20 protein-coding genes, 1 tRNA gene and 1 pseudogene are annotated in these 21,922 nt (G+C 67.5%); 11 read left to right on the forward strand and 11 right to left on the reverse strand.

Going from position 1 to position 21,922, the window contains the following annotated elements:
* Positions 1-191 precede the first annotated feature (191 nt).
* From fdhD to lhgO, 4 genes and pseudogenes are all read right to left on the reverse strand, one after another.
* Complete coding sequence (gene fdhD / locus ACT7B3_RS17245) at positions 192-1,016, reverse strand: formate dehydrogenase accessory sulfurtransferase FdhD (protein ID WP_444678935.1); 825 nt, start codon at positions 1,014-1,016, stop codon at positions 192-194.
* Positions 1,009-1,278, reverse strand: a pseudogene (locus tag ACT7B3_RS17250) (molybdopterin dinucleotide binding domain-containing protein); the annotation flags it as partial. The gene fdhD and the pseudogene ACT7B3_RS17250, both read right to left, overlap by 8 nt.
* A 127-nt stretch (positions 1,279-1,405) precedes the next feature.
* A tRNA-Arg gene (locus tag ACT7B3_RS17255) sits at positions 1,406-1,482 on the reverse strand.
* 70 nt (positions 1,483-1,552) lie between these two features.
* Positions 1,553-2,752 carry an L-2-hydroxyglutarate oxidase gene (gene lhgO, locus ACT7B3_RS17260; protein ID WP_445158777.1) on the reverse strand — a complete coding sequence of 400 codons (1,200 nt, stop codon included), beginning with the start codon at positions 2,750-2,752 and terminating at the stop codon, positions 1,553-1,555.
* Between the two features lie 242 nt (positions 2,753-2,994).
* Between lhgO and ACT7B3_RS17265 the strand changes: the two genes are divergently transcribed.
* Positions 2,995-3,903, forward strand: a complete 909-nt coding sequence (locus tag ACT7B3_RS17265; RefSeq protein ID WP_444678934.1) for a c-type cytochrome — start codon at positions 2,995-2,997, stop codon at positions 3,901-3,903.
* Between the two features lie 125 nt (positions 3,904-4,028).
* Here ACT7B3_RS17265 and rep read toward each other — a convergent pair whose 3' ends face one another.
* From rep to pyrE, 4 genes are all read right to left on the reverse strand, one after another.
* Positions 4,029-6,107, reverse strand: a complete 2,079-nt coding sequence (gene rep / locus ACT7B3_RS17270) for a DNA helicase Rep (protein ID WP_445158778.1) — start codon at positions 6,105-6,107, stop codon at positions 4,029-4,031.
* Complete coding sequence (gene trmL, locus ACT7B3_RS17275; RefSeq protein WP_445158779.1) at positions 6,104-6,598, reverse strand: tRNA (uridine(34)/cytosine(34)/5-carboxymethylaminomethyluridine(34)-2'-O)-methyltransferase TrmL; 495 nt, start codon at positions 6,596-6,598, stop codon at positions 6,104-6,106. The genes rep and trmL overlap by 4 nt, the downstream gene beginning before the upstream one ends.
* A 62-nt stretch (positions 6,599-6,660) precedes the next feature.
* Positions 6,661-7,227, reverse strand: coding sequence for a YfaZ family outer membrane protein (locus tag ACT7B3_RS17280; protein WP_445158780.1), 567 nt, complete (start codon positions 7,225-7,227; stop codon positions 6,661-6,663).
* A 40-nt stretch (positions 7,228-7,267) separates the two neighbouring features.
* Entirely contained in the window at positions 7,268-7,951 is a 684-nt protein-coding gene (gene pyrE / locus ACT7B3_RS17285) for an orotate phosphoribosyltransferase (protein WP_445158781.1), read from the reverse strand.
* Between the two features lie 135 nt (positions 7,952-8,086).
* On the opposite strand from pyrE, the gene ACT7B3_RS17290 reads away from it, so the two are divergent.
* Complete coding sequence (locus ACT7B3_RS17290; RefSeq protein WP_444678929.1) at positions 8,087-8,854, forward strand: exodeoxyribonuclease III; 768 nt, start codon at positions 8,087-8,089, stop codon at positions 8,852-8,854.
* A gap of 78 nt (positions 8,855-8,932) precedes the next feature.
* Here ACT7B3_RS17290 and rph read toward each other — a convergent pair whose 3' ends face one another.
* Positions 8,933-9,670 carry a ribonuclease PH gene (rph, locus tag ACT7B3_RS17295; RefSeq protein ID WP_444678928.1) on the reverse strand — a complete coding sequence of 246 codons (738 nt, stop codon included), beginning with the start codon at positions 9,668-9,670 and terminating at the stop codon, positions 8,933-8,935.
* Positions 9,671-9,847: 177 nt separating this feature from the next.
* On the opposite strand from rph, the gene ACT7B3_RS17300 reads away from it, so the two are divergent.
* The 7 genes from ACT7B3_RS17300 (at position 9,848) to ACT7B3_RS17330 (ending at position 15,694) form a co-directional block, all read left to right on the forward strand.
* A complete protein-coding gene (locus ACT7B3_RS17300) occupies positions 9,848-10,726 on the forward strand; it encodes a YicC/YloC family endoribonuclease (RefSeq protein ID WP_444678927.1) in 879 nt (292 codons plus the stop codon).
* Positions 10,727-10,812: 86 nt separating this feature from the next.
* Positions 10,813-11,427, forward strand: coding sequence for a guanylate kinase (gene gmk / locus ACT7B3_RS17305; protein ID WP_445158782.1), 615 nt, complete (start codon positions 10,813-10,815; stop codon positions 11,425-11,427).
* Positions 11,428-11,543: 116 nt separating this feature from the next.
* The gene (gene rpoZ / locus ACT7B3_RS17310; RefSeq protein ID WP_444678925.1) at positions 11,544-11,804 is read left to right on the forward strand and encodes a DNA-directed RNA polymerase subunit omega; all 261 of its coding nucleotides are present in this window, start codon (positions 11,544-11,546) and stop codon (positions 11,802-11,804) included.
* A gap of 22 nt (positions 11,805-11,826) precedes the next feature.
* The gene (locus ACT7B3_RS17315; protein ID WP_445158783.1) at positions 11,827-13,962 is read left to right on the forward strand and encodes a RelA/SpoT family protein; all 2,136 of its coding nucleotides are present in this window, start codon (positions 11,827-11,829) and stop codon (positions 13,960-13,962) included.
* Positions 13,963-14,051: 89 nt separating this feature from the next.
* Positions 14,052-14,441, forward strand: a complete 390-nt coding sequence (locus ACT7B3_RS17320; protein ID WP_444678924.1) for a RidA family protein — start codon at positions 14,052-14,054, stop codon at positions 14,439-14,441.
* Positions 14,442-14,604: 163 nt separating this feature from the next.
* A complete protein-coding gene (gene thpR, locus ACT7B3_RS17325; protein WP_445158784.1) occupies positions 14,605-15,123 on the forward strand; it encodes an RNA 2',3'-cyclic phosphodiesterase in 519 nt (172 codons plus the stop codon).
* Positions 15,124-15,190: 67 nt separating this feature from the next.
* Entirely contained in the window at positions 15,191-15,694 is a 504-nt protein-coding gene (locus ACT7B3_RS17330) for an acyloxyacyl hydrolase (RefSeq protein ID WP_444678922.1), read from the forward strand.
* 34 nt (positions 15,695-15,728) lie between these two features.
* Here the strand turns inward: ACT7B3_RS17330 and ACT7B3_RS17335 are convergent, their stop codons facing one another.
* Positions 15,729-16,601: an NAD(P)H-binding protein gene (locus tag ACT7B3_RS17335; RefSeq protein ID WP_445158785.1), complete on the reverse strand. Its 873-nt coding sequence runs from the start codon at positions 16,599-16,601 to the stop codon at positions 15,729-15,731.
* A gap of 77 nt (positions 16,602-16,678) precedes the next feature.
* On the opposite strand from ACT7B3_RS17335, the gene ACT7B3_RS17340 reads away from it, so the two are divergent.
* Positions 16,679-17,599 carry a hydrogen peroxide-inducible genes activator gene (locus ACT7B3_RS17340; protein ID WP_445158786.1) on the forward strand — a complete coding sequence of 307 codons (921 nt, stop codon included), beginning with the start codon at positions 16,679-16,681 and terminating at the stop codon, positions 17,597-17,599.
* Positions 17,596-19,689, forward strand: coding sequence for an ATP-dependent DNA helicase RecG (recG, locus tag ACT7B3_RS17345; RefSeq protein WP_445158787.1), 2,094 nt, complete (start codon positions 17,596-17,598; stop codon positions 19,687-19,689). The genes ACT7B3_RS17340 and recG overlap by 4 nt, the downstream gene beginning before the upstream one ends.
* A 9-nt stretch (positions 19,690-19,698) precedes the next feature.
* On the opposite strand, the gene yccS is transcribed toward recG, so the two are convergent.
* A complete protein-coding gene (gene yccS, locus ACT7B3_RS17350) occupies positions 19,699-21,921 on the reverse strand; it encodes a YccS family putative transporter (RefSeq protein WP_445158788.1) in 2,223 nt (740 codons plus the stop codon).
* Between the last annotated feature and the right edge of the window lies 1 nt (position 21,922).

A 21,922-nucleotide genomic window follows, 5' to 3' on the forward strand; every position in this document is an offset into this window, starting at 1 on the left:
ATCATTGTTTGCCTGCCTGGCGGGCGCCCGAGTGGCCCGCACTCCCGCCAGGGCTGAGCGAATATAGCATAGGGAAGCGAGGCCGAAAGAGAGGCCGGCGCATCTTGCGCCAAGGAAACGCCGGCCTGTATTCCGCCGACGTCTAGGCCGGCAGCGCACGGGGCAGGAGCTGGCTGCGGCTCATGCTGACATCAAACTCCGCTGGCTTGGACGACCGGGGCGATCTCGGCGACCGGCTGATGATAGATGACGTGGCGCCCCGAACGGGCGAAACCGACCAGCAGCAGGCCGGCCTGACGCGCCTGGTCGATGGCCAGCGAGGTGGGGGCTGAAACCGCCACCAGGCCGCCGATGCCCGCATTAGCGCATTTCTGCACCATTTCGTAGCTGGCCCGGCTGGAGACCAGGGCGAAACCGCTCTCGGCATCCAGGCGCCGTTTCTGCATGGCACCGATCAGCTTGTCCAGAGCGTTGTGGCGGCCTACGTCCTCGCGCGCCAGCTGCACCTGGCCGGTCAGATTGCACCAGGCGGCCCCATGGGTGGCGCCGGTTTCGCGCTGCAAAGGCTGATGCCAGCGCAAGGCCTCCAGGGCGTACTGGATGGCGGCATCGGAGACCAGCGGCGCTGACACCGGTGCGATGGGCCGGATCGCCTGCTCCAGCGACTCGGTGCCGCACAGCCCGCAGCCGGTGCGCCCGGCCAGGCTGCGACGACGCTGCTTGAGCGCCATGAAGCGCTGGGTGGCGATCTCCAGATGAACGGCAATGCCGCAATCCTCCTGGCGCACCTCGATGCCGTAGAGTTCATCTGGGGTGTGCAGGATCTGTTCGGTGAGGCTGAAGCCGAGCGCGAAGTCGTCGAGGTCGGCCGGGGAGGCCATCATCACGGCGTGGGAGATGCCGTTGTAGACCAGCGCCACCGGCGTCTCCACGGCGATGCTGTCTTCCAGTCGCTCGGCGCTGCCGCCCCGGCATACCTCCACGGGGGCTCGGCAGCGGCTGTGGTCGTCACTCATTGGCACGCTCCGCTGTGGGCGGCTTGGTCGCATCGTCCTTGTTCCCACCGCGCAGCAGCTCGAGCTGAAGCCGATCGAAGGTCTGGAACTGGCGCTGCCAGGCAGACGGCTGGCTGACCTTCTCGACCTGCACGGCGGGCACCTTGTATTCCGGGCAGTGGGTCGCCCAGTCGGAGCTAGCGGTGGTGATCACGTTGGCCCCGCTGCCCGGGTGATGGAAGGTAGTGTAGACCACCCCCGGCGGCATACGGTCGCTGATCCGTGTTGGCGTACCGGCACTGCAGGCGGCGAGCTGCCGACGCAGGCTGCCAGTGGCGAGCCTGGCGTTGAGCACAACGCAAAACGGCCACCGCGATGATTCGCTAAGTGACCGTTTTTACTATGGATTCTGGCGCGCCCGGCAGGATTTGAACCTGCGACCCCTGCCTTCGGAGGGCAGTACTCTATCCAGCTGAGCTACGGGCGCGTTGCGTGCTGCGAAGCGGCGGACATCGTAACCGCCAGCGCCGAAACTGTCCAGCCCGGCCGGCGGGGCCTCAGCTCGCCTGTACCATCTCGCCGACCTTCTCGAGGATATGCCGGCCGATGGGTAGCGCCGAGGTGGCGGCGGGCGACGGGGCGTTGCAGACGTTGACGGTGCGCCGGGTATTGACGAACAGGAAGTCGTCGATCAGCCGGCCGTCGCGGGAGACCGCCTGGGCGCGCACGCCGGCGGGCCAGGGCTCGAGATCGTCCAGCGTCACGCTGGGGCAGTACTTGCGTACCTCTTCCAGGTAGCCGCGCCGCCACAGCGAGTTCTTCATTTCATGCAGCCCGGGCCTGAGATTGCGCCCCAGCACCTTGAGGATGCCGGGGTCGCGCAGCATGCGCGCCATGTCGGCCAGCGAGACGTCGCCCTTGCGATAGCCCTCGCGCTTGAAGGCCAGCACCGCGTTGGGCCCCACGGTGACCGAGCCGTCGATCATGCGGGTCAGGTGTACGCCGAGAAACGGCATGCTGGGGTCGGGAATGGGATAGATCAGATGCTTGACGATATCGCTGTGACGGTCGGGCAGGCGGTAGTACTCGCCGCGGAACGGGCAGATGGAGAACCCGGGGTCGCGGCCCAGCAGGCGCACCACGCGGTCGGCCATCAGGCCGGAGCAGGTCACCAGATAGCGGCTGTTGAACTCGCCCTGGGAGGTGCCGACGATCACCTCACCGGTGCGCTCGGCGAGGCCGGTGACAGGGTGGTCGTAACGGATCTGCCCCCCGTGCCGCTGGAACTCGTCGGCCATGGCCTCGGCCACCCGGGCATAGCTGACGATGCCGCTCGACGGCACGAAGATGGCACCCTGGCCGGTGATGTGCGGTTCGCGCTCCTTCAGTTCACCGGCGGAGAGCCACTCGCGCTCCAGCCCGTTGGCGGCGGTGCGCTCCCACAGCGCCTGCATGCGCTGCATTTCCTGGGCATTGGTGGCCACCAGCAGCTTGCCGCAAACGTCGTAGGGGATGGCGTGGCGATCGCAGAACGCCTTGGTGGCACGGTTGCCTTCCAGACAGAAGCGCGCCTTGAGGCTGCCCGGCGCATAGTAGACCCCGGCATGGATCACGCCGCTGTTGTGGCCGGTCTGGTGCCGAGCCGGGCCGCTCTCCTTTTCCAGCAGCAGCATTTTCTTGTCGGGATAGCGTTCGATGAGCTGCATGGCGGTGGACAGGCCGAGGATGCCGCCACCCAAGATGATGAAGTCGTACACGCGGGCCTCGCGTAGCCAGGGAAAGGGCGAACAAACGCTTCACGATACCCGCCGGTTGCCGTGCTGGCCAGCCGTCTCGCCGCGCCTCCCCGCCTCATGCGAAAGGCGTGGGCAACGGCGTTTTCCAGCGGTTTGCTATCTCGGTATACTATCGCCCATTGTGCGTACCATGGTGCCGGGGTGGCATGGGCCGACGTCGCCACGGACAGATTACGATTACAGACCGTCGAGAGGTGGTGAGAGTGAAATCCAACAAGCTGATCATGGGGTGTCTGGCTACCCTGGGCCTGACCGCAGGTGCCGCGTACGTTCACGCCGAGGTGGATCGCGATGCCATGGCCGAACGTCTGAAGCCCGTGGGGCAGCTCTGCCTGGAAGGCCAGGAGTGCGGCACCGCCGCCGCTGCGGCCAATGGCGCCAGCGCAGAGCCCGCTTCCGCCGGCATCGACGGCGGCGCCATCTATCAGCGCGTGTGCATGGCCTGCCATGAAACCGGCGCCGCCGGCGCACCGCGGCGTGGCAACGAAGGCGAGTGGGCCGACCGTATCGACCAGGGGTGGGATACGCTGCTGGATCACTCCATCAACGGCTTCAACGCCATGCCGGCCCGCGGCGGCAACCCGAGCCTCTCCGACGAGGAAGTCGCCGCTTCCACCGCCTACCTGCTCGAACCGGTGATGGACGTTCCCGACATCGGCGGCGAAGCCGCTGCTGACGAGGCGCCTGCAGAAGATGCCGCCGCCGAAGAAACCGCGACTGAAGAAGAAGCCGTGACCGAGGCCGGTCCGGTAGAGGAAGAAGCCGAAGCCGCGGCCGTGGCCACCGAGGAAGGCCCGGCGGAAGACGAAGCCGTCGAGGAAGCCGCCGCCGATGACGCGGCCGCCAGCGATGACGAGCCGGCATGGGCCGGTATCGACGGCGAAGCCATCTACAACCAGGCGTGCATGGCGTGCCACATGACCGGTGCCGCCGGTGCACCGATTCGCGGCAATGCCGATCATTGGGCCGAGCGCATGGGCCAGGGCATGGATACCCTCTATGACCACGCCATCAACGGCATCGGCGCCATGCCGCCCAAGGGTGGCAACATGAGTCTTTCCGACGACGACGTGCGCGCCGCCACCGACTTCCTGGTCGAACCGGTGCGCTGATCCAGCCGAGAGCGGTAACGCAAACGGGGCGCCAGTGGCGCCCCGTTTGCATTGGTGGCAGGAGCCTTCAGCTTGTGAAGAGCCCTCAGCTCAGTGAAGAGCCTTCAGCCCACAATAGAGAACCTTCAGCCCAACAACGAACGCAGCCCGGCAATGGCGTCCTGGCCCCGCGCCTGCTTCCTCTCCGGGTCTTCCCTGTCGGCCCGCCCGATCCACTCCAGGTCATCCGCCGGCAGCTCGTCGAGGAAGCGGCTGGGCGCGCAGTCCATCAGCTCGCCGAAGGCCTTGCGCTGGCGCGCCAGGGTCAACGTCAGGGTCTGGCGCGCCCGGGTGATGCCGACGTAGGCCAGGCGCCGCTCCTCCTCCACCGTGCCGGCCTCGATGGCGTTGCGGTGGGGCAATAGCTCCTCCTCCAGGCCCATCAGGTAGACATGGGGAAACTCGAGCCCCTTGGAAGCGTGCATGGTCAGCAGCTGCACCCGGTCGGTGTCGTCCTCCTCGGCCTGCTGCTCGAGGATGTCGCGCAGCACCAGCCGCGAGATGGCCGCCTCGACGTCGTCGGTCTCGGCGTCGTCTTCTTCGCCGGCCTGCTCCGCACGCTCTTCGGGGCTCTCGTTTCCAAGGGCAGGCTTCATCGACTTCTCGAGCTGGTCGATCAGCGTCCAGACGTTGGCCATGCGCTTTTCGGCGATGGTCGGCGCGCTGGCGTTCTGGTAGAGCCACGCCTCGTAGTCCATCTCGTGCAGCATGCCGCGAATGGCGGCCAGGGCGTCGCCCTGGTCCATGCGCCGGCGCACGCCGTCGATGAAGTGGGTGAAGCGGCCAAGGCGCTCCACCGCCCGCGCCGGCAGCTGCTGCTCCAGGCCCAGCTCGTGGCAAGCGTCGAACAGCGAGACGCCGCGCTCGGTGGCGTAGTTGGCCAGCTTCTCCAGGGTGCCGGGGCCGATCTCGCGGCGCGGCACGTTGACGATGCGCAGGAAGGCGTTGTCGTCGGCCGGGTTGATCAGCAGGCGCAGGTAGGCCATGGCGTCCTTGATCTCGTTGCGCGAGAAGAACGAGGTGCCGCCGGAGAGCTTGTAGGGAATCTGGTAGTGCTGGAGCTTCAGCTCCAGCAGGCGGGCCTGGAAGTTGCCGCGGTAGAGCACGGCGAAGTCGCGCCACTCGGCGCGCTCCTTGATGCGTCGGGTGAGGATCTCGCTGGCCACCCGCTCGGCCTCGGCCTCCTCGTGACGGTTGACCACCACGCGGATCGGCGCGCCCTGGCCCATCTCCGACCACAGGGTCTTCTCGTAGACGTGGGGGTTGTTGGCGATCAGCGTGTTGGCCGCACGCAGGATGGTGCCGGTGGAGCGGTAGTTCTGCTCCAGCTTGATCACGTTGAGCCGCGGGAAGTCCTCGCCCAGGGTCACCAGGTTCTCGGGACGCGCGCCGCGCCAGGCGTAGATCGACTGGTCGTCGTCGCCTACTACGGTGAAGGTCTTGCGCTCCTCCATCAGCAGCTTGACCAGCAGGTACTGCGAGACATTGGTGTCCTGGTACTCGTCCACCAGCATGTAGTGGATCTTGCGCCGCCAGCGCGCCAGCACCTCCGGGTTGTCCTTGAGCAGCACGACCGGCAGCAGGATCAGGTCGTCGAAGTCCACTGCGTTGTAGGCCTTGAGGTGGCGCACGTAGGCCTCGTAGATCCTCGCGGCGTACTGCGCGTCCTCATCCGCGGCATGGGACAGCGCCTGGCCCGGCAGCACCAGGTCGTTCTTCCACGCCGAGATCTGGTGCTGCACGGCGTTGATCTGCTCGGCGTCGACCTGGGCATCCTTGTTCATCAGATCGCGCAGCAGCGCCTTGGCGTCCTCGGGGTCGAACAGCGAGAAGCCCGGCTTGTAGCCCAGCGCCTTGAGCTCGCCGCGGATGATATTGAGGCCCAGGGTGTGGAAGGTCGACACGGTGAGCCCGTGGCCCTCCTTGCCCTTGAGCATCTGCCCCACCCGCTCCTTCATCTCGCGGGCCGCCTTGTTGGTGAAGGTCACCGCGGCGATGCGCCGGGCGCTCATGCCGCACTCCTGCACCAGGTAGGCGATCTTGGTGGTGATCACGCTGGTCTTCCCCGAGCCGGCGCCGGCCAGCACCAGGCAGGGGCCGTCGATGTAGCGCACCGCTTCCTGCTGGCGGGGGTTGAGCTTGGCCAGACGCTGCCGAATGCTCATGGGCGTGCCTCGGTTGGCCTGTCGAGCGCCGCCGCCCCGGCGAAACCCAGCTGACGCCAGGCCTCGAACACCAGGATGGCGCAGGCGTTTGAAAGGTTGAGGCTGCGGCTGTCGGGCAGCATGGGAATGCGCAGGCGCTGCTCCGGCGGCAGGGCGTCGAGCATGGCCTGGGGCAGGCCGCGGGTCTCGGGGCCGAACAGCAGCACGTCGCCGGAGCGGTAGCGCGGCTCGTGGTAGCCGGTGCGGCCGCGGGTCGAGACGGCAAACACGCGCTCGGGCCTCACCGCTTCGACGAAATCCGGCCAGTTGCGGTGCACGCGCACGGCAGCCCACTCATGGTAGTCGAGCCCGGCGCGGCGCAGCCGCTTGTCGTCGAGCACGAAGCCCAGCGGCTCGATCAGATGCAGGCGAAAGCCGCTGTTTGCACACAGCCGGATCAGATTGCCGGTGTTGGGCGGGATCTCGGGTTCGAAAAGCACGACGTCTAGCATGGCAGGCCTGCCGGAACGCGCGCGGGCCCCCGCAGGGGCCCGCTGGCTCGATGAAGAAGCAATCAGAAGCTCAGGCGAACGCCGACCTGGGCGCCACGGTCCAGGGTGCGGTTGCCGTGGCGATTGTCGAAATCGGCCGCCGCCTGGCGCAGGCCGACGTAGCCGTCGACGTTGGGCGTGAAGGCGTAGCGCGCACGCACGCCCACCTCGTAGCCGTCGTCCAGATCGCCGCTGGTCACCACGCTGGGAGTATAGAAGCCGTAGCCGCCCAGCGAGACGGCCGGCGCCTGGGGCAGGTAGACGTAGCCATAGCCGCCCAGGCCGAGACCGCCACCGTTCCCGTAGTCGGTGTCGAACTGGGTCCAGCGGGCACCGATGCCGACGTCGCGCTGCAGGTTGCGCTGCACGCCCAGCAGCTGGGCATGATAGAGGGTGGCATCCTCACGGTAGTCGCTGTGCAGGATACCGCCGCCCAGCGCCACGCCGTGGGTGATGGTGCCGGCGGCTTCGAACTGCACCGCGTCCGGCCCCAGGTTGAGGTCCAGGCTGCCGGCCTGGGCGCTGGCTGCCGCCAGCACGACGGTACCCAGCAGCGTGGCCTTGGCAAAGTGGCTGATGAGGGTGTTCATCGACTCGCTCCTTCTGCATGCGCAATCGCGCGTCCAAGTCTCAATCGGGGCGCACGCCATAGCGTTCCCGGTAGGCGCGTATGGCGTCGGCGTGCCGGGCGAAGGCGTCGCCGTCCTGCGCTTCGAGATACGCGAGCACCATGTCCAGCGTGACGATGCTGACCACCGGGATACCGTAGCGCATCTGCACTTCCTGAATGGCGCTGTGGCGCTTCGTTTCTCCATCGGCCTGGCCGCACTCCTGGCGGTCCAGCGCGATCACCACCCCGGCCGCCTCGGCGCCGGCGGCCTCGATCAGCGTCATCACCTCACGGATGGCGGTGCCCGCGGTGATCACGTCATCGATGATCAGGATGCGTCCGGCCAGCTCGGCGCCAACAATGTTGCCGCCTTCGCCGTGCGCCTTCGCCTCCTTGCGGTTGAAGGCGAAGGGCAGGTCGCGGCCGTGGTGGTCGGCCATTGCCACCGCGGTGGTGGCGGCCAGCGGGATACCCTTGTAGGCGGGGCCGAACAGCACGTCGAAGGTCAGACCGCTGGCTTCGATGGCGTTGGCATAGAAGCGGCCCAGCTGCGCCAGGGCGCTGCCGGTACGAAACAGGCCGGCATTGAAGAAATAGGGGCTGACGCGGCCGGACTTGAGGGTAAACTCGCCGAACTTCAGCACGCCCTGCTCGATGGCAAACGCGATGAAGTCTCGCTGGTAGGCTTGCATCTTGGCCGACATGGCGCCTCTCTCATTTCTCACGGACCCGCCACGGACCCGCTATCGGCGTGTCCTATCATGGTTATCCATGCGGGCCATTTACCCAAACGTCGAAACGTCGGGTATCATACACGCGCGACGACAAAGGGACCATGTATGAAAATTGCCACCATCAACGTCAACGGTATTCGCGAAGCCGTCGGCCGAGGCTTTCTCGACTGGCTGGCCGAGCAGGATGCCGACGTCATCTGCGTTCAGAACCTCAAGGCCAAGAGCTTCGAACTCGATGACAGCATTCTCTACCCGGAAGGCTACGAAGGCTACTTTCTGGATGCCGAGGAAGACGGCTTCTCCGGCGTGGGGCTCTACTGCCGCAAGATCCCCAAGGCGATCATGTACGGTCTCGGCTTCCCCCAGTGCGACAACGAGGCGCGCTTCCTGCAGGCCGACTACGATCGCTTCAGCATCGCCAGCTTCCTGATGCCCGACGGCAGCGACTACGCCGCCAAGCAGGCCTTCATGGCCCAGTATCAGGAATACCTGAGCAAGATGGCACGCAAGCGCCGCGAGTACATCATCTGCGGCACCTGGCACATCGCCCACAAGACCCTCGACCTGGCCAACTGGGCGGACAACCAGGCCACCCCGGGCTTCAAGCCCGAGGAGCGCGCCTGGATGGACCAGGTGTTCGGCCCCACCGGCTTCATCGACACCTTCCGCGAGATCAATCGCGACGCCGGTGAATATACTTGGTGGCCCAAGCTCGATCAGGACGAACCGCGTTCGCGCCAGGAAGGCTGGCGCATCGACTACCAGATCGTCGGCCCCAACCTGCGCCGCCACGTGACCGATGCCTGGATCGACCGCGAGGCCACCTTCAGCGAATTCGCCCCGCTGTTCGTCGAGTACGACCTGACGCTCTGAGCGTGTTCCTTTCGTCGCGGCCGGCGCGTCCGGATCGCATCGCGCCGGCCCTGGGCCGGCGCGATGCGTTTGGGCGAATCAGCCGGGAATGCCGAGCGCCTCACGCTGATGGGCGAACAGCCCGGCGCCGGCCTGCTCGGCCAGGTCGACCATGGCATTGAGCTGCTCACGCGAGAACACGCCCGCCTCGGCGGTGCCCTGCACCTCGATCAGCCCGCCCGACTCGGCCATGACCACGTTCATGTCGGTCTCCGCACCGCTGTCCTCGGGATAGTCGAGGTCGACCACCGCCACGCCCTTGTACATCCCCACCGACACCGAGCTGACCAGCTGCAGGAAAGGGTCACCCTTGATCAGCTTCTTGCGCTGCAGGTGGCGAATGGCGTCCACCAGCGCCACACAGCCGCCGGTGATCGAAGCGGTACGGGTGCCGCCGTCGGCCTGGATCACGTCGCAGTCCACGGTGATGGTGAATTCGCCCAGCTTCTTGAGGTCAACCGAGGCGCGCAGCGAGCGGCCGATCAGGCGCTGGATCTCCAGCGTGCGACCGCCCTGCTTGCCCCGGGCCGCCTCACGCCCGCCGCGGGTGTGGGTGGCGCGCGGCAGCATGCCGTACTCCGCCGTCACCCAGCCCTGGCCCTTGCCACGCAGCCAGCGCGGCACGCCGGCCTCGACGCTGGCGTTGCACAGTACCTTGGTGTCGCCGAACTCCACTAGCACCGAACCTTCGGCATGGCGGGTAAACTCGCGGGTCAGCCGGATCTCGCGGGGCTGGTCGGGGCGCCGCCCGCTGGGTCGTACGGAGGGGAAGGTCATAGCACCTCTCAGGACAAGCGCATCTCAGGATACGCGTGGCTAGTGTGGCGCCCCTTCGCCAAGGCGAAGGGGCACCGCAATGGCCCGCCATTCTACACGGCATCCCAGCGGAATCGGTTACACTCCAGGCCAGTTACGTCAATGGGCACGGCCCTTCGGGCCAGTACGGGAGTCGCCATGGTTCAGAGCAACGGAGTTCACAGCATGACCGCCTTCGCACGCCAGACCCGCGAAGGCGACTGGGGCAGCCTGCAGCTGGAGCTGCGCTCGGTGAACCAGCGCTACCTGGAACCCTTCTTTCGCCTGCCGGAAGCGCTGCGCGACCTCGAGCCCGGCTTCCGCGAGGCGCTGCGCAACCGCCTGGCCCGCGGCAAGATCGAGTGCCACCTGCGCTTCGAGCCTTCCGCCACCAGCGAGACCCTGGCGGTCAACCACACGCGCCTGGTCGCCCTGGCCTCCGCGCTGGGCGAGATCCGCGAGGCGCTGCCCCAGGTGGCGATGCCCGACGCCCTGTCGCTGCTCGAGCACCCCGGCGTGCTCGAGGCCCAGGGCGTCGACCTGGACCTGGTGAAGGCCGAGGCCGCCGCACTGTTCGCGGCCGCCCTCGACGAACTGATCGAGGCCCGCGCCCGCGAAGGCGAAAAGCTGGCGGTACTGATCCGTGACCGGCTGGCCGGCGTACGCGGCCAGGTGGCCGAGGTGCGCCGCCTGCTGCCGGAGATCCTCACCCGCCAGCGCGCCCAGCTGCTGGAGCGGCTGGAAGCGGTCAAGGCCGAGCTGGACCCCCAGCGGCTGGAAGCCGAGCTGGTCATGATGGCGCAGAAGGCCGACGTGGACGAAGAGCTCGACCGGCTCGAGACCCACGTGGAGGAAGTGGCGCGCCAGCTCGGCCAGAAGGGCCCCAAGGGGCGGCGCCTCGACTTCCTGATGCAGGAGCTCAACCGCGAGGCCAACACCCTCTCCTCCAAGTCCGTGGTGGCCAGCACCACCCGCTGTGCGGTGGAGCTCAAGGTATTGATCGAACAGATGCGCGAGCAAATTCAGAATATCGAGTAGCGCTGCAGCCGGGCGGGAATTCGTGCGATACTGCGCGTTTTCTCGGCCCAGGCCGCTTCGTACAGCTGTCAACAGGGATGCCGACCATGCCCCAAGGTACCCTCTTCATCGTTTCCGCCCCCTCCGGCGCCGGCAAGACCACGCTGGTACGCGAGCTGATCGAAAGCCTCGACGGCATTCAGGTCTCGGTGTCGCACACCACTCGGACACAGCGCCGCGGCGAGGTCGACGGCGTCAACTACCACTTCGTGGCGGTCGCCGAGTTCGAGGCGATGATCGAGCATGGCGACTTCTTCGAATACGCCCAGGTATTCGACAACTACTACGGCACCTCGCGCTCGGCGGTGGAAACGCTGCTGGCCGCCGGCCAGGACGTGATCCTGGAGATCGACTGGCAGGGCGCACGTCAGGTCCGCGAGCAGCTGCCCGAGGCGGTGTCGATCTTCATCCTGCCGCCATCGCGCGACGAGCTGGAGCGCCGCCTGGCCGGCCGCGGCACCGACGAGCATGCCACCATCGCCCGGCGCATGCGCGATGCGGTCAGCGAGATGTCGCACTATGACGAATACGACTACCTGGTGATCAACGACGACTTCACCACCGCCCTGCGCGAGCTGCAGGCGCTGGTGATCAGCCGCCGCCTGAGCCTGACGCGAGTGCAGGAGAGCCACGGCCCGCTACTGGCTGCGCTGTTGTCCTGACCCGCCACCGGCGCTTGTCACGGCCGCGGGGGGTCGAGTAATCTAGTCAGTCTTGTTCATTTTCTAGGCGCTGCGACCCCGGTCGGAGCTCCTTCGCTTTCGGGAAGTACCCAACTATGGCGCGTGTCACCGTCGAAGATTGTCTGGAAAACGTCGAAAACCGTTTCAAGCTGGTGATGATCTCCACCCAGCGCGCTCGCCAGCTGGCCCGGGGCTCGCGCGACGCCCTGCTGCCGTGGGAGAACGACAAGCCCACCGTGATGGCCCTGCGCGAGATCGCCGCCGGCCTGGTCGACCACACCGTGCTGGACGAGCCGATCGAGGCGCCGGTACGCATTCGCCGCGAAGGCGAGCCGGGCCTCGCCCTCGAGGAGTAAGGCAGTCCACCAAGGCGCGCTAATGTTCACCATCGACGACCTGGCCGACCGTCTCGGCGGCTACCTCCCCCCCGACGAGATCCAGCAGGTCAAGCGCGCCTTCTATTACGCCGAACAGGCCCACGACGGCCAGCGCCGGCGCTCGGGCGAGCCCTACGTCACCCACCCGCTGGCCGTGGCCAACATCCTCGCCAATATGCACATGGACCATCAAAGTCTGATGTCGGCCATGCTGCATGACGTGATCGAGGACACCGGCGTCTCCAAGGAAGCGCTGGCCGAGCAGTTCGGCAAGCCGGTGGCGGAGCTGGTCGACGGCGTCTCGAAGCTGACCCAGATCACCTTCGAGGACAAGGCCGTCGCCCAGGCCGAGAACTTCCAGAAGATGGTGCTGGCGATGTCGCGGGACATCCGCGTCATCATCGTCAAACTCGCCGACCGCCTGCACAACATGCGCACCCTGGGTGCCCTGCGCCCAGAGAAGAAGCGCCGCATCGCCCGCGAGACACTGGAGATCTACGCCCGCATTGCCAGCCGCCTGGGCATCAATACCATCCGCGTGGAGCTCGAGGACCTGTCGTTCCAGGCCCTGCATCCCATGCGCGCCGAGCGCATCAAGCGCGCCGTCTCCAGCGCCCGCGGCCATCGCCGCTCGGCGATTCGCCAGATCCAGACCACGCTGCAGAAGAGCCTCGACGACGAGAAGCTGGCCGGCACCGTGGTCGGTCGCCAGAAGCACCTGCTGTCGATCTACAAGAAGATGCGCGACCAGCGCAAGCCGTTCGCCGAGATCATGGACGTGTTCGGCTTTCGCATCATCACCGAGGATGTCGACAGCTGCTACCGCATCCTCGGCGTGGTGCACAACCTCTACAAGCCGGTACCGGGGCGCTTCAAGGATTACATTGCCATCCCCAAGGCCAACGGCTACCAGAGCCTGCACACCACCCTGTTCGGCAGCGGCGGCATGCCCATCGAGGTGCAGATTCGCACCCGCGAGATGGAGGCCATGGCCAACAACGGCATCGCCGCCCACTGGCTCTACAAGGCCGGCCAGACCGACCACCCTATCGCCGAGGGCAGCCACGCCCGGGCTCGACAGTGGGTCAAGGGCCTGCTCGAGATGCAGCGTCACGCCGGCGACTCGCTGGAGTTCATCGAACACGTCAAGAACGACCTGTTCCCCGACGATATCTACGTGTTCACCCCGCGCGGCGACATCATGGAGCTGCCCCAGGGCGCCACGGTAATCGACTTCGCCTACACCGTGCACACCGATATCGGCAACAGCTGCATCGCCTGTCGCATCGACCGCCACCTGGCGCCGCTCTCCACCCGCCTGGAGAGCGGCCAGACGCTGGAGATCATCACCGCCCCCGGGGCGCGCCCCAACCTGGCCTGGCTCAACTTCGTGGTCACCGCCAAGGCGCGCTCGGCGATCCGCCATGCGCTCAAGCACCAGCAGCACACCGAGGCGGTGCAGCTCGGCCGGCGCCTGCTCAACAAGGCGCTGGCAGACTTCGAGACCAGCCTGGAGGAGCTGCCCGAGCACGTACTTCCGGAGCTGGTGGCGGAGCTGTCGCTCAAGGGCGATGAGGTCCTGCTGGAATCGATCGGCCTCGGCACGCGCGTGGCCCACGTGGTGGCGCGGCGGCTGGTCGACCTGCTGCATGGCGACACCGCCGAGGCCGGCGAGCGCACGCTGGCGTCCCAGGGGCCGATCCAGATCAGCGGCGCCGAGGGCATGGTGATCAAGTTCGCCCGCTGCTGCCATCCGCTACCGGGCGACCCGGTGGTCGGCCACCTATCGGTGGGCAAGGGCATCGTGGTGCACCGCACCGAGTGCCGCAACCTCGACGAACTGAGAAGCGACCCCGACAAGCTGTTCGCCCTGGAGTGGTCCGACGAGATCACCGAGGACTTCCCAGTGGCCCTGCGCATCGAGATCGAGAGCCGCCGCGGCCTGGTGGCCGAGCTCGCCAGCCTGGTCACCGATGCCGACGCCAACATCGAGCGCATCGGCATCGAGGAGCGCGACGCCCGGCTCTCCATCGTGCACCTCACCCTGGCGGTGCGCGACCGCGTGCATCTGGCGCGCATCATCAAGCGCATTCGCAACCTCTCCCACGTAGGAAAGATCACCCGCGTCGGAAACTGAGCCTTCTCTCGGCCCGTTCGCCGCTTTTCGCGGCGAACGGGCCTTTCATTCCTTGCCAGCCGGCACGCAACTGACACCAAGGAGCACTCATGAGCAACAAGGCCGTCATCAACACCGACAAGGCACCCGCCGCCATCGGCCCCTACTCTCAGGCCATCAAGGCCGGCAACACCGTCTATCTTTCCGGCCAGATTCCCCTCGACCCGGCCACCATGGAGCTCGTCTCCGAGGACTTCGAGGCCCAGGCGCGCCAGGTCTTCACCAACCTGAAAGCCGTATGTGAAGAAGCCGCCGGCTCGCTGGGCGAGATCGTCAAGGTCAACCTCTACCTCGTCGACCTCGACAACTTCGCCATCGTCAACAAGGTCATGCAGGAGTTCTTCAGCGCGCCCTTCCCGGCCCGCGCCGCGGTGGGCGTCAAGGCGCTGCCCAAGGGCGCCCAGGTGGAAGCGGAAGCAGTAATGGTAATCGGCGACTAGAAAAGGCGAATTCGCGACTGCGCTCGAGATCCTGACCGCCGGCGGTGCCGATGCGCCGGACCGTCGCTCTCCTCATGTAGCAATACTCCGGGAGCTGCGCTCCGGCGGCGATCAGCCTCTCTTTGCTCGTGACGCGTCTTCCTCCTTTTCAGCTGTATTAGCTATGAGGCTCTTCCTGGCCCTGGTGCCGCCGCCCAGGCTACGCGAGCGGCTCGGCGAACTGGCAGATGCCGCCCATGCCCAGTGCGGCGGGCGGCGCATGCCCGACGAGACGCTGCATGTGACGCTGGCTTTCCTCGGCGAGGTGACTGAAAAGCAAGCCACCGAGCTGGTCGACGGGGTGCAGGGCCTGGCCGTCGAGCCCGACGAGTGGCACCTCGACCGCTGGGGCCACTTCCGCCAGCCCGGCATCGTCTGGGTTGGCGGGCCGAGCCCGGCCCTGGCCGCGCTGCACGCCAGGCTGTGGAGCACCCTTGAAGCACAGGGCCTGGGGTCGCGCCCGGCGCGCTTCATCCCGCACGTGACGCTGCTGCGCCGCGCCGACTCCTTAGATCTCGCCCCCCTGCCCCGCACGGAGCTGAGCTGGGCCTATAATCAGGTAACGCTGATCCATTCGATCCGCGATGCCCGGGGTGCGCGCTATCGAATCCTGGCCGCTTCACCGGGCGAGCACGAGGCATGACGCCACACCGGCCGACGGCGCCGGCCGACGGCACCGGCCGCAAAGGCAGTATCGTAAGGAGAGCCCAGTGATTCGACACAAGATTGCCGCCGGCCTGCTGGCCTGTCTGGCCATGGCCGCCAGCCAGGCGAGCCTGGCGAACCTCTACGTGGCGGGCGGCATCACCAGCGAGTCCACCGCCACGGCACGCATCGAGCTCGACCGCATGTTGCACTGGGAGCGCCTGCCTTCCCGGCTCGGCGTGCGCCTGGGCGGCGGCCTGCTGCTGCTCGAGGGGCAGAAGGAGCGTCACAACGTCGCCCTGCTGGTCACACCGGCACTGCGCTGGCGCTTCGGCAAGACTCGCCGTCTATTCGTGGAAGGCGGGATAGGTGCGGCGCTGTTTCTGCATACGCGCCATGAGGCGACCGAACTCGGCAGCGCCTTCCAGTTTCAGGACCGGCTGGCGCTGGGTACGGCGTTGGGGCCGGGTGAGCTCGCGCTGAGCGTCACCCACTATTCCAACGGCGGCATCAAGTCGCCCAACAACGGCTTCGAGACCTTATCTCTCGGCTATCGTTGGGCGCTGTGAGGCTGTCGCTGATCGCACGGCAGGCGCCGTGCGATTAAACCGGTTCGGCCAGGAAGCCGCCCTCCTGCATCACCTGGGCATAGCCCTCGCGATAGCTGGGGAAGCGGAACGCGTAGCCCGTCTCGCACAGGCGGGTGTTGTCGCAGCGCTTGCTGGAGCGCTTGCGCAGCGGCGCCTGGATCACCTCCGTCGGCTCGACCTTGAGCTGCTTCGCCATCCACGCCATGACGTCGTAGAGCGGCTCCGGCGCGCAGTCGCTGGCCAGATAGAGTTCATCGACCGGCTTACCGGCCTCGCACAACGCGATCAGGTGTGCCAGCACGCCGGCACAGTCGTCGCGATGGATGCGGTTGGAGTACATCGGCGGCGTCTTGGGCGCGATCCGGCCCTCGAGCACCTGGCGAATCAGCCGGTCGCGCCCCGGGCCGTAGATGCCCGAGAAGCGCACCGCGGTGCCGGTCAGCGGGCTCTTGAACAGCGCGCTTTCGCCCTCGCGCAGCACCTTGCCGGAAAAGCCCTTGGCGTCGGCCGGGCTGGTCTCGTTGACCTGCTCGCCGTCCTTCTGGCCGTACACGCTGGTGGACGACACGAACAGGATGCGCCGGGGCGACTTGGCGCGCGCCTCGTAGGTACGCAGCACCGCCTTCAGGCCGTCGGCGTAGGCGGCGCGATAGGAGGCTTCGTCGAAGCGGTCGGCACTGAGGATGTAGACCACGTAGTCCGCATCCGGCAGCGCGGCAAGCGCCTCTTCGTCGCTCAGGTCCAGCGGCAGCGGCTTGATGCCCGTACCCTTCAGCGCCGCCACGTTGCGGCGGGCACCGATCACCTGATGGCCGGCGGCCAGCAGCTCGCGACCCAGCACCATGCCGATGTCACCGCAGCCCAGAATCAGTGTGGTTTTCTTCACCTTTCTCTCGCCCCCTGATAAAAAGTCCCTATTGAAAGTCATCTATCGTCCGAGAGGATGCCCAAGGGGCACCAGACATGACTCTAACAGAACTTCGCTACATCGTAACCTTGGCGCAGGAACGTCACTTCGGCCGTGCCGCCGAACGCTGCTTCGTCTCTCAGCCGACCCTGTCGGTGGCCGTCAAGAAACTCGAGGAAGAGCTCGGCGTGGCCCTGTTCGAGCGCTCCAAGTCGACCGTGCAGATCACCCCTCTTGGCGAGAAGATCGTGGAGCAGGCCCAGCGCGTGCTTGAACAGAGCAGCATGATCAAGGAACTGGCCAATGCCGGCAAGGACCAGTTGGCCAGCCCCCTGCGTATCGGCGCCATCTACACCATCGGCCCCTACCTCTTTCCGCACCTGATCCCGGCACTCACGCGCAGCGCACCGCAGATGCCGCTCTACATCGAAGAAGGCTTCACCGCCAACCTGCGGCGCAAGCTGAGGACCGGCGAGCTCGACGCCATCCTCATTGCGCTGCCCTTCACCGAGACCGACGTGGTCACCAAGGCCCTCTACGAGGAGGAGTTCGAGGTGCTGATGCCAGCCGACCATACCTGGGCCCAGCGTGACTGCATCGAGAAGGAGGATCTGCTCAAGGAGCGCCTGCTGCTGCTCGGTGAAGGCCACTGCTTCCGCGACCAGATCCTCGAGGCCTGCCCGGCCATCAGCCATCAGCTCAACAGCCCGAACAATACCCTGACCGCCGAGGGCGGCTCGCTGGAAACGATCCGCCACATGGTGGCCTCGCGCCTCGGCATCACCATCCTGCCCCATTCCGCCATCGGCACCGGCCACTACGAAAGCGGCATGCTCGTCAGCCGCCCCTTCGCGTCCCCGGCGCCATCACGCACCGTAGCCATCGCCTGGCGCGCCAGCTTCCCGCGGCCCAAGGCGATCGATGCGGTGACCAACGCCATCGCCGAGTGCCACGTGGAGTTGCCCGAACCGGCATGAGCGCCAACGCCAACGCGCTGGAGGCGCCGGTCAGCGAGCTCAAGGGCGTGGGCGAAGCGGTCGCGCTGAAGCTGACCCGGCTCGGCATCGCGCAGGTAGCCGACCTGCTCTTCCACCTGCCGCTGCGCTATCAGGACCGCACCCGCATCACGCCGATCGGCACCCTGCGCGCCGGCCACGAAGCGGTGGTGGAGGGCGAGGTCTCGGCCAGCGACGAGGTGAAGGGCCGACGCCGCAGCCTGCTGGTGCGCCTGCGCGACGGCTCGGGCATCCTCAGCCTGCGCTTCTTCCACTTCTCCCCGGCCCAGCAGCAGCAGTTCCGCCCCGGCGCCCGGGTGCGCTGCTTCGGCGAAGCCCGCGCCGGGGCCACGGGGCTCGAGATCTATCATCCCGAGTATCGGCTGCTGAGCGCCGACGCCCCGCCGGTGGAGGACCACCTGACGCCGATCTACCCCACCACCGAAGGGCTGCACCAGGCGCGCCTGCGGCCGTTGATCGAACAGGCCCTGGCGCGGCTCGAGGCCAGCCCCGATGCGCTGCCCGACTGGATTCCCCCGGCGCTGCGCCAGCGCTTCGAGCTGCCCGAGCTGCACCAGGCCCTGCACGTGCTGCACCAGCCGCCGCCCGACGCCGACCCGGCGCTGCTGGCCAGCGGCCGGCACCCGGCCAGCCGCCGCCTGGCGCTGGAGGAGCTGCTGGCGCACCATCTCAGCCTGCGCCAAGTACGCCTGAAGATTCAGCAGGATGGTGCACCGGCGCTGCCCTCCGGACGCAGCCTGCAGGCGCGCTTCCTGACCCAGCTGCCGTTCTCGCTGACCGCCGCCCAGCGCCGCGTGCTCGACGAGATCGGGGCGGACCTGGCCCGCGAGGTGCCCATGCTGCGGCTGGTGCAGGGCGACGTTGGCTCGGGCAAGACGGTGGTGGCGGCGATGGCCGCGCTATCGGCCCTCGCCGGCGACTGCCAGGCGGCGATGATGGCCCCCACCGAGATCCTCGCCGAACAGCACTACCAGACGTTCAAGGCCTGGTTCGCGCCGCTGGGCATCGAGGTGGCGTGGCTGGCCGGCAAGCTCAAGGGCAAGGCGCGGCTCGATGCCAAGGCCGCCATCCTCGACGGCCGCGCGCGCATGGTGGTGGGTACCCATGCGCTGTTCCAGGGCGACGTGCATTTCCAGCGCCTGGGCCTGGCGATCATCGACGAGCAGCACCGCTTCGGCGTGCACCAGCGCCTGGCGCTGCGCGAGAAAGGCGAAGCGGGCGGGCTCACGCCGCACCAGCTGGTGATGACCGCCACGCCGATCCCGCGCACCCTGGCCATGAGCGCCTACGCCGACCTCGACGTCTCGGTCATCGACGAGCTGCCGCCCGGACGCACACCGGTGAAAACGGTGGTGGTGCCCGACGAGCGTCGCCCCGAAGTGGTCGAACGCATCCGCCACGCCTGCGCCGACGGGCGCCAGGCCTACTGGGTATGCACCCTGATCGAGGAATCCGACGTGCTGCAGTGCCAGGCCGCCGAGGCGACCCTGACCGAGCTCACCGAGGCCCTGCCGGCGCTTGCCATCGGCCTGGTCCACGGCCGCATGAAGGCCGCCGAGAAGACCGCGGTGATGGACGCCTTCAAGCACGGCGAGCTCGACCTGCTGGTGGCCACCACGGTGATCGAGGTCGGCGTCGACGTGCCCAACGCCAGCCTGATGATCATCGAGAACCCTGAGCGGCTGGGGCTCTCCCAGCTGCACCAGCTGCGCGGCCGGGTCGGGCGCGGCGCCACCGAGAGCTTCTGCGTGCTGCTTTACCACGGGCCGCTGTCGGCCCACTCGCGGGAGCGCCTGGCGGTGATGCGCGACTCCACCGACGGCTTTCGCATCGCCGAGAAGGACCTCGAGCTGCGCGGGCCGGGCGAGGTGCTCGGCACCCGCCAGACGGGCCTGGCGCAGATGAAGATCGCCGACCTGGAGCGCGACGCCGACCTGCTGGAACGCATCCCACCGCTAGCCGAAGCGCTGCTGGCCAGCCACCCGCAGGCCAGCGCACCGCTGATCCGCCGCTGGCTGGGTGAGGAGGCGGGGCGCTACGGTCAGGTGTAGCCCGCCCGGCTAGCCGGTGGCCGCCAGCGCAGCGGGCCCGTCGCCGCGCTGGCGCCGCACGCTGAGGCGCTGCGCGGCCTCGGTCAGCGGCTCCAGCTGGCGCACGATCAGCAGCAGCGGCATGTGCAGCGGGTGGTAGCCGTCGTCCGCCGCATCGCTGGCAAAGGCCTGGGTCGCCTGTTCCAGCGCCGCCATCAGCGCCTCGCGCTGCTCGGCCAGCCCGTCGCTCATCTCGCGCCGGGCCAGACCTGCCGCCAGCTGCTGCAGGTACGCCACGATGCCACGTGCCACCGGCAGCAGCCGGGTATCGTCGGCCTCCTCGCCCAGCCGCTGGCGGTGCGCCCCCAGCGCCGAGAGATAGCCCAGCAGGGTGTGCGACAGCACCAGGAAGCGGAAGCCATCATCAGCCACGTGACGACGGTAGGGCTCGGGTTCCTGCAGCACGTTGGCCAGCAGACTCGACAGCGCGGCATCGGCGTTATGCGCGTTGCGCCGCGCCAGGCGGTAGGCGAGGTCGTCCTGCTTGCCGCTCTCGTACTGGCGCAGAATCTCGTCGAGGTAATGGCAGCTGGCTTCCAGCGTGGCGGCCGCCTGGCGATGCAGCCGCCGCCCCTGCCAGTCGGGCAGGATGAAGAACACCGCCACCCCCGCGATCAGCGCGCCGATCAGGGTATCGAACAGCCGCGGCCAGATCAGATCGAAGCCATGCCCGACCTGGTTGAAGCTGCTCAGCGCCATCAGGGTGATGGCGGCGGTGGCCAGTACGTAGTGCTTCTCGCGGCTGGCAAAGAAGGTCACCCCGGCCATCACGGCGATCAGCGTCTGGGTCAGCATGCCGGGGAACAGACTGATCAGCGCCCAGCCTGCCACCAGGCCGAGCACGGTGCCGAGGATGCGCTGGGTCAGAAAGCGGCGCGTGGCGGCGAAGTTGGGGCGGCAGACGAACAGCGTGGTCAGCAGAATCCAGAAGCCCTGGCTCGGCTGGATCAGCTGCAGCAGCGCGTAGCCCGCCAGCAGCGCCAGCGGCAGGCGTACCGCGTGGCGGAAGGTGGGCGAGCCCACCGTCAGGTTGAGGCGGATGCGCTCCCAGGCCTCCTTGAGGGTCACCGGCGAACGATTGAACAGACTGGGATCGCCCAACCCGTCATCGGCGTCGGGATTGTGGGCCTGGGCCAACTGCTGTTCCAAGGTGGCGAGATTGTCGGCCAGGCCGCCCAGCGGCGGCATCAGTTCACGCCAGGCCGGGTTGCGCATGGCCTTGAGGTGAGCGATGGAGGCACGCAGATCGGCCAGCGCCTGTTCGCTCTGGGCATGCTCGAAAGGTCGATTGAGCAGCAGTGCCTTGCCCAGCCGCCGGCAGGCCTGGCCCTGCTGGTCGAGCAGGCGCTGGCAGCGGAACAGCACGTCGTGGTGGAAGAAAGCCTCGGTCAGCTGCGCATAGGGGTAGTGCGACGAGCTGGCCCGCTCGTGGATATCCTGGGCGATGAAGTACACGCGCAGGTAGCGATTGAGCTGGCGATTGCCGCGCTGGCCTTCGAGGCGGCGGAAGATCATCTCCTTGGCCTGGTTCATGGCCTCCACCACGCGGCCGTTCTGTCGCGCCAGCGCCAGCCGGCGCGCCTCCAGGTCGAGCCCGCGCAGCGGTTCGAACAGCGCCGACTTGAGGATCAGGTAGCGGCCCAGTTCGCGATAGAGCAGGGCCATGCTCTGCTTGACCGGCTGGCGTGAGAATAGCGCGCACCACACCACCGAGATCACCCCGTACCAGGCGGCGCCCGACAGCAGCAGCAGGGTCTGGGCCCAGCTGTCGTGCGCGCCGCCGCCCTGCTGCTCGATGTTGATCATGGTATAGATCGCCAGGATCAGCGTGCCGGAGGCGATGGTGGCGTAGCGCTGCCCTACCGCCCCCAGCATCACCAGCACGAACGTCGACAGCCCCAGCATCAGCGCGAACAGCCAGGGCCAGGGGAACAGCCAGCGCACCGCAAACGACGCCACGGCAAAACAGACCAGGGTGACCGCCAGCGCCTGCAGGCGACCCTGCCAGCTGTCGTCGGTCTCCGACAGGGCGCTGGCGATGATGCCGAGGAACAGCGGCAGCACCAGGGCGAAGTCGGCCAGCGACCAGCTCAGCAACAGCGCACCGCTGAAGGCGAGGAAGACCCGCAGGCTGTAGGCGAACTTGTCCAGCGTCCACAGGCGCCGCAGCGAAAGCGAGAGTGAAGGAGGCATA

The organism is Halomonas sp. E14, assembly GCF_052568415.1.

Excerpts from the sequence above, each read along its gene's own strand:
- thpR (WP_445158784.1), top strand. The coding sequence starts at position 14,605 with ATGAGGCTCTTCCTGGCCCTGGTGCCGCCGCCCAGGCTACGCGAGCGG.
- ACT7B3_RS17315 (WP_445158783.1), top strand. The coding sequence starts at position 11,827 with ATGTTCACCATCGACGACCTGGCCGACCGTCTCGGCGGCTACCTCCCC.
- ACT7B3_RS17300 (WP_444678927.1), top strand. The coding sequence starts at position 9,848 with ATGGTTCAGAGCAACGGAGTTCACAGCATGACCGCCTTCGCACGCCAG.
- pyrE (WP_445158781.1), bottom strand. The coding sequence starts at position 7,951 with ATGTCGGCCAAGATGCAAGCCTACCAGCGAGACTTCATCGCGTTTGCC.
- ACT7B3_RS17290 (WP_444678929.1), top strand. The coding sequence starts at position 8,087 with ATGAAAATTGCCACCATCAACGTCAACGGTATTCGCGAAGCCGTCGGC.
- rpoZ (WP_444678925.1), top strand. The coding sequence starts at position 11,544 with ATGGCGCGTGTCACCGTCGAAGATTGTCTGGAAAACGTCGAAAACCGT.
- fdhD (WP_444678935.1), bottom strand. The coding sequence starts at position 1,016 with ATGAGTGACGACCACAGCCGCTGCCGAGCCCCCGTGGAGGTATGCCGG.
- ACT7B3_RS17280 (WP_445158780.1), bottom strand. The coding sequence starts at position 7,227 with ATGAACACCCTCATCAGCCACTTTGCCAAGGCCACGCTGCTGGGTACC.
- yccS (WP_445158788.1), bottom strand. The coding sequence starts at position 21,921 with ATGCCTCCTTCACTCTCGCTTTCGCTGCGGCGCCTGTGGACGCTGGAC.
- gmk (WP_445158782.1), top strand. The coding sequence starts at position 10,813 with ATGCCCCAAGGTACCCTCTTCATCGTTTCCGCCCCCTCCGGCGCCGGC.
- ACT7B3_RS17320 (WP_444678924.1), top strand. The coding sequence starts at position 14,052 with ATGAGCAACAAGGCCGTCATCAACACCGACAAGGCACCCGCCGCCATC.
- ACT7B3_RS17340 (WP_445158786.1), top strand. The coding sequence starts at position 16,679 with ATGACTCTAACAGAACTTCGCTACATCGTAACCTTGGCGCAGGAACGT.
- trmL (WP_445158779.1), bottom strand. The coding sequence starts at position 6,598 with ATGCTAGACGTCGTGCTTTTCGAACCCGAGATCCCGCCCAACACCGGC.
- rep (WP_445158778.1), bottom strand. The coding sequence starts at position 6,107 with ATGAGCATTCGGCAGCGTCTGGCCAAGCTCAACCCCCGCCAGCAGGAA.
- rph (WP_444678928.1), bottom strand. The coding sequence starts at position 9,670 with ATGACCTTCCCCTCCGTACGACCCAGCGGGCGGCGCCCCGACCAGCCC.
- recG (WP_445158787.1), top strand. The coding sequence starts at position 17,596 with ATGAGCGCCAACGCCAACGCGCTGGAGGCGCCGGTCAGCGAGCTCAAG.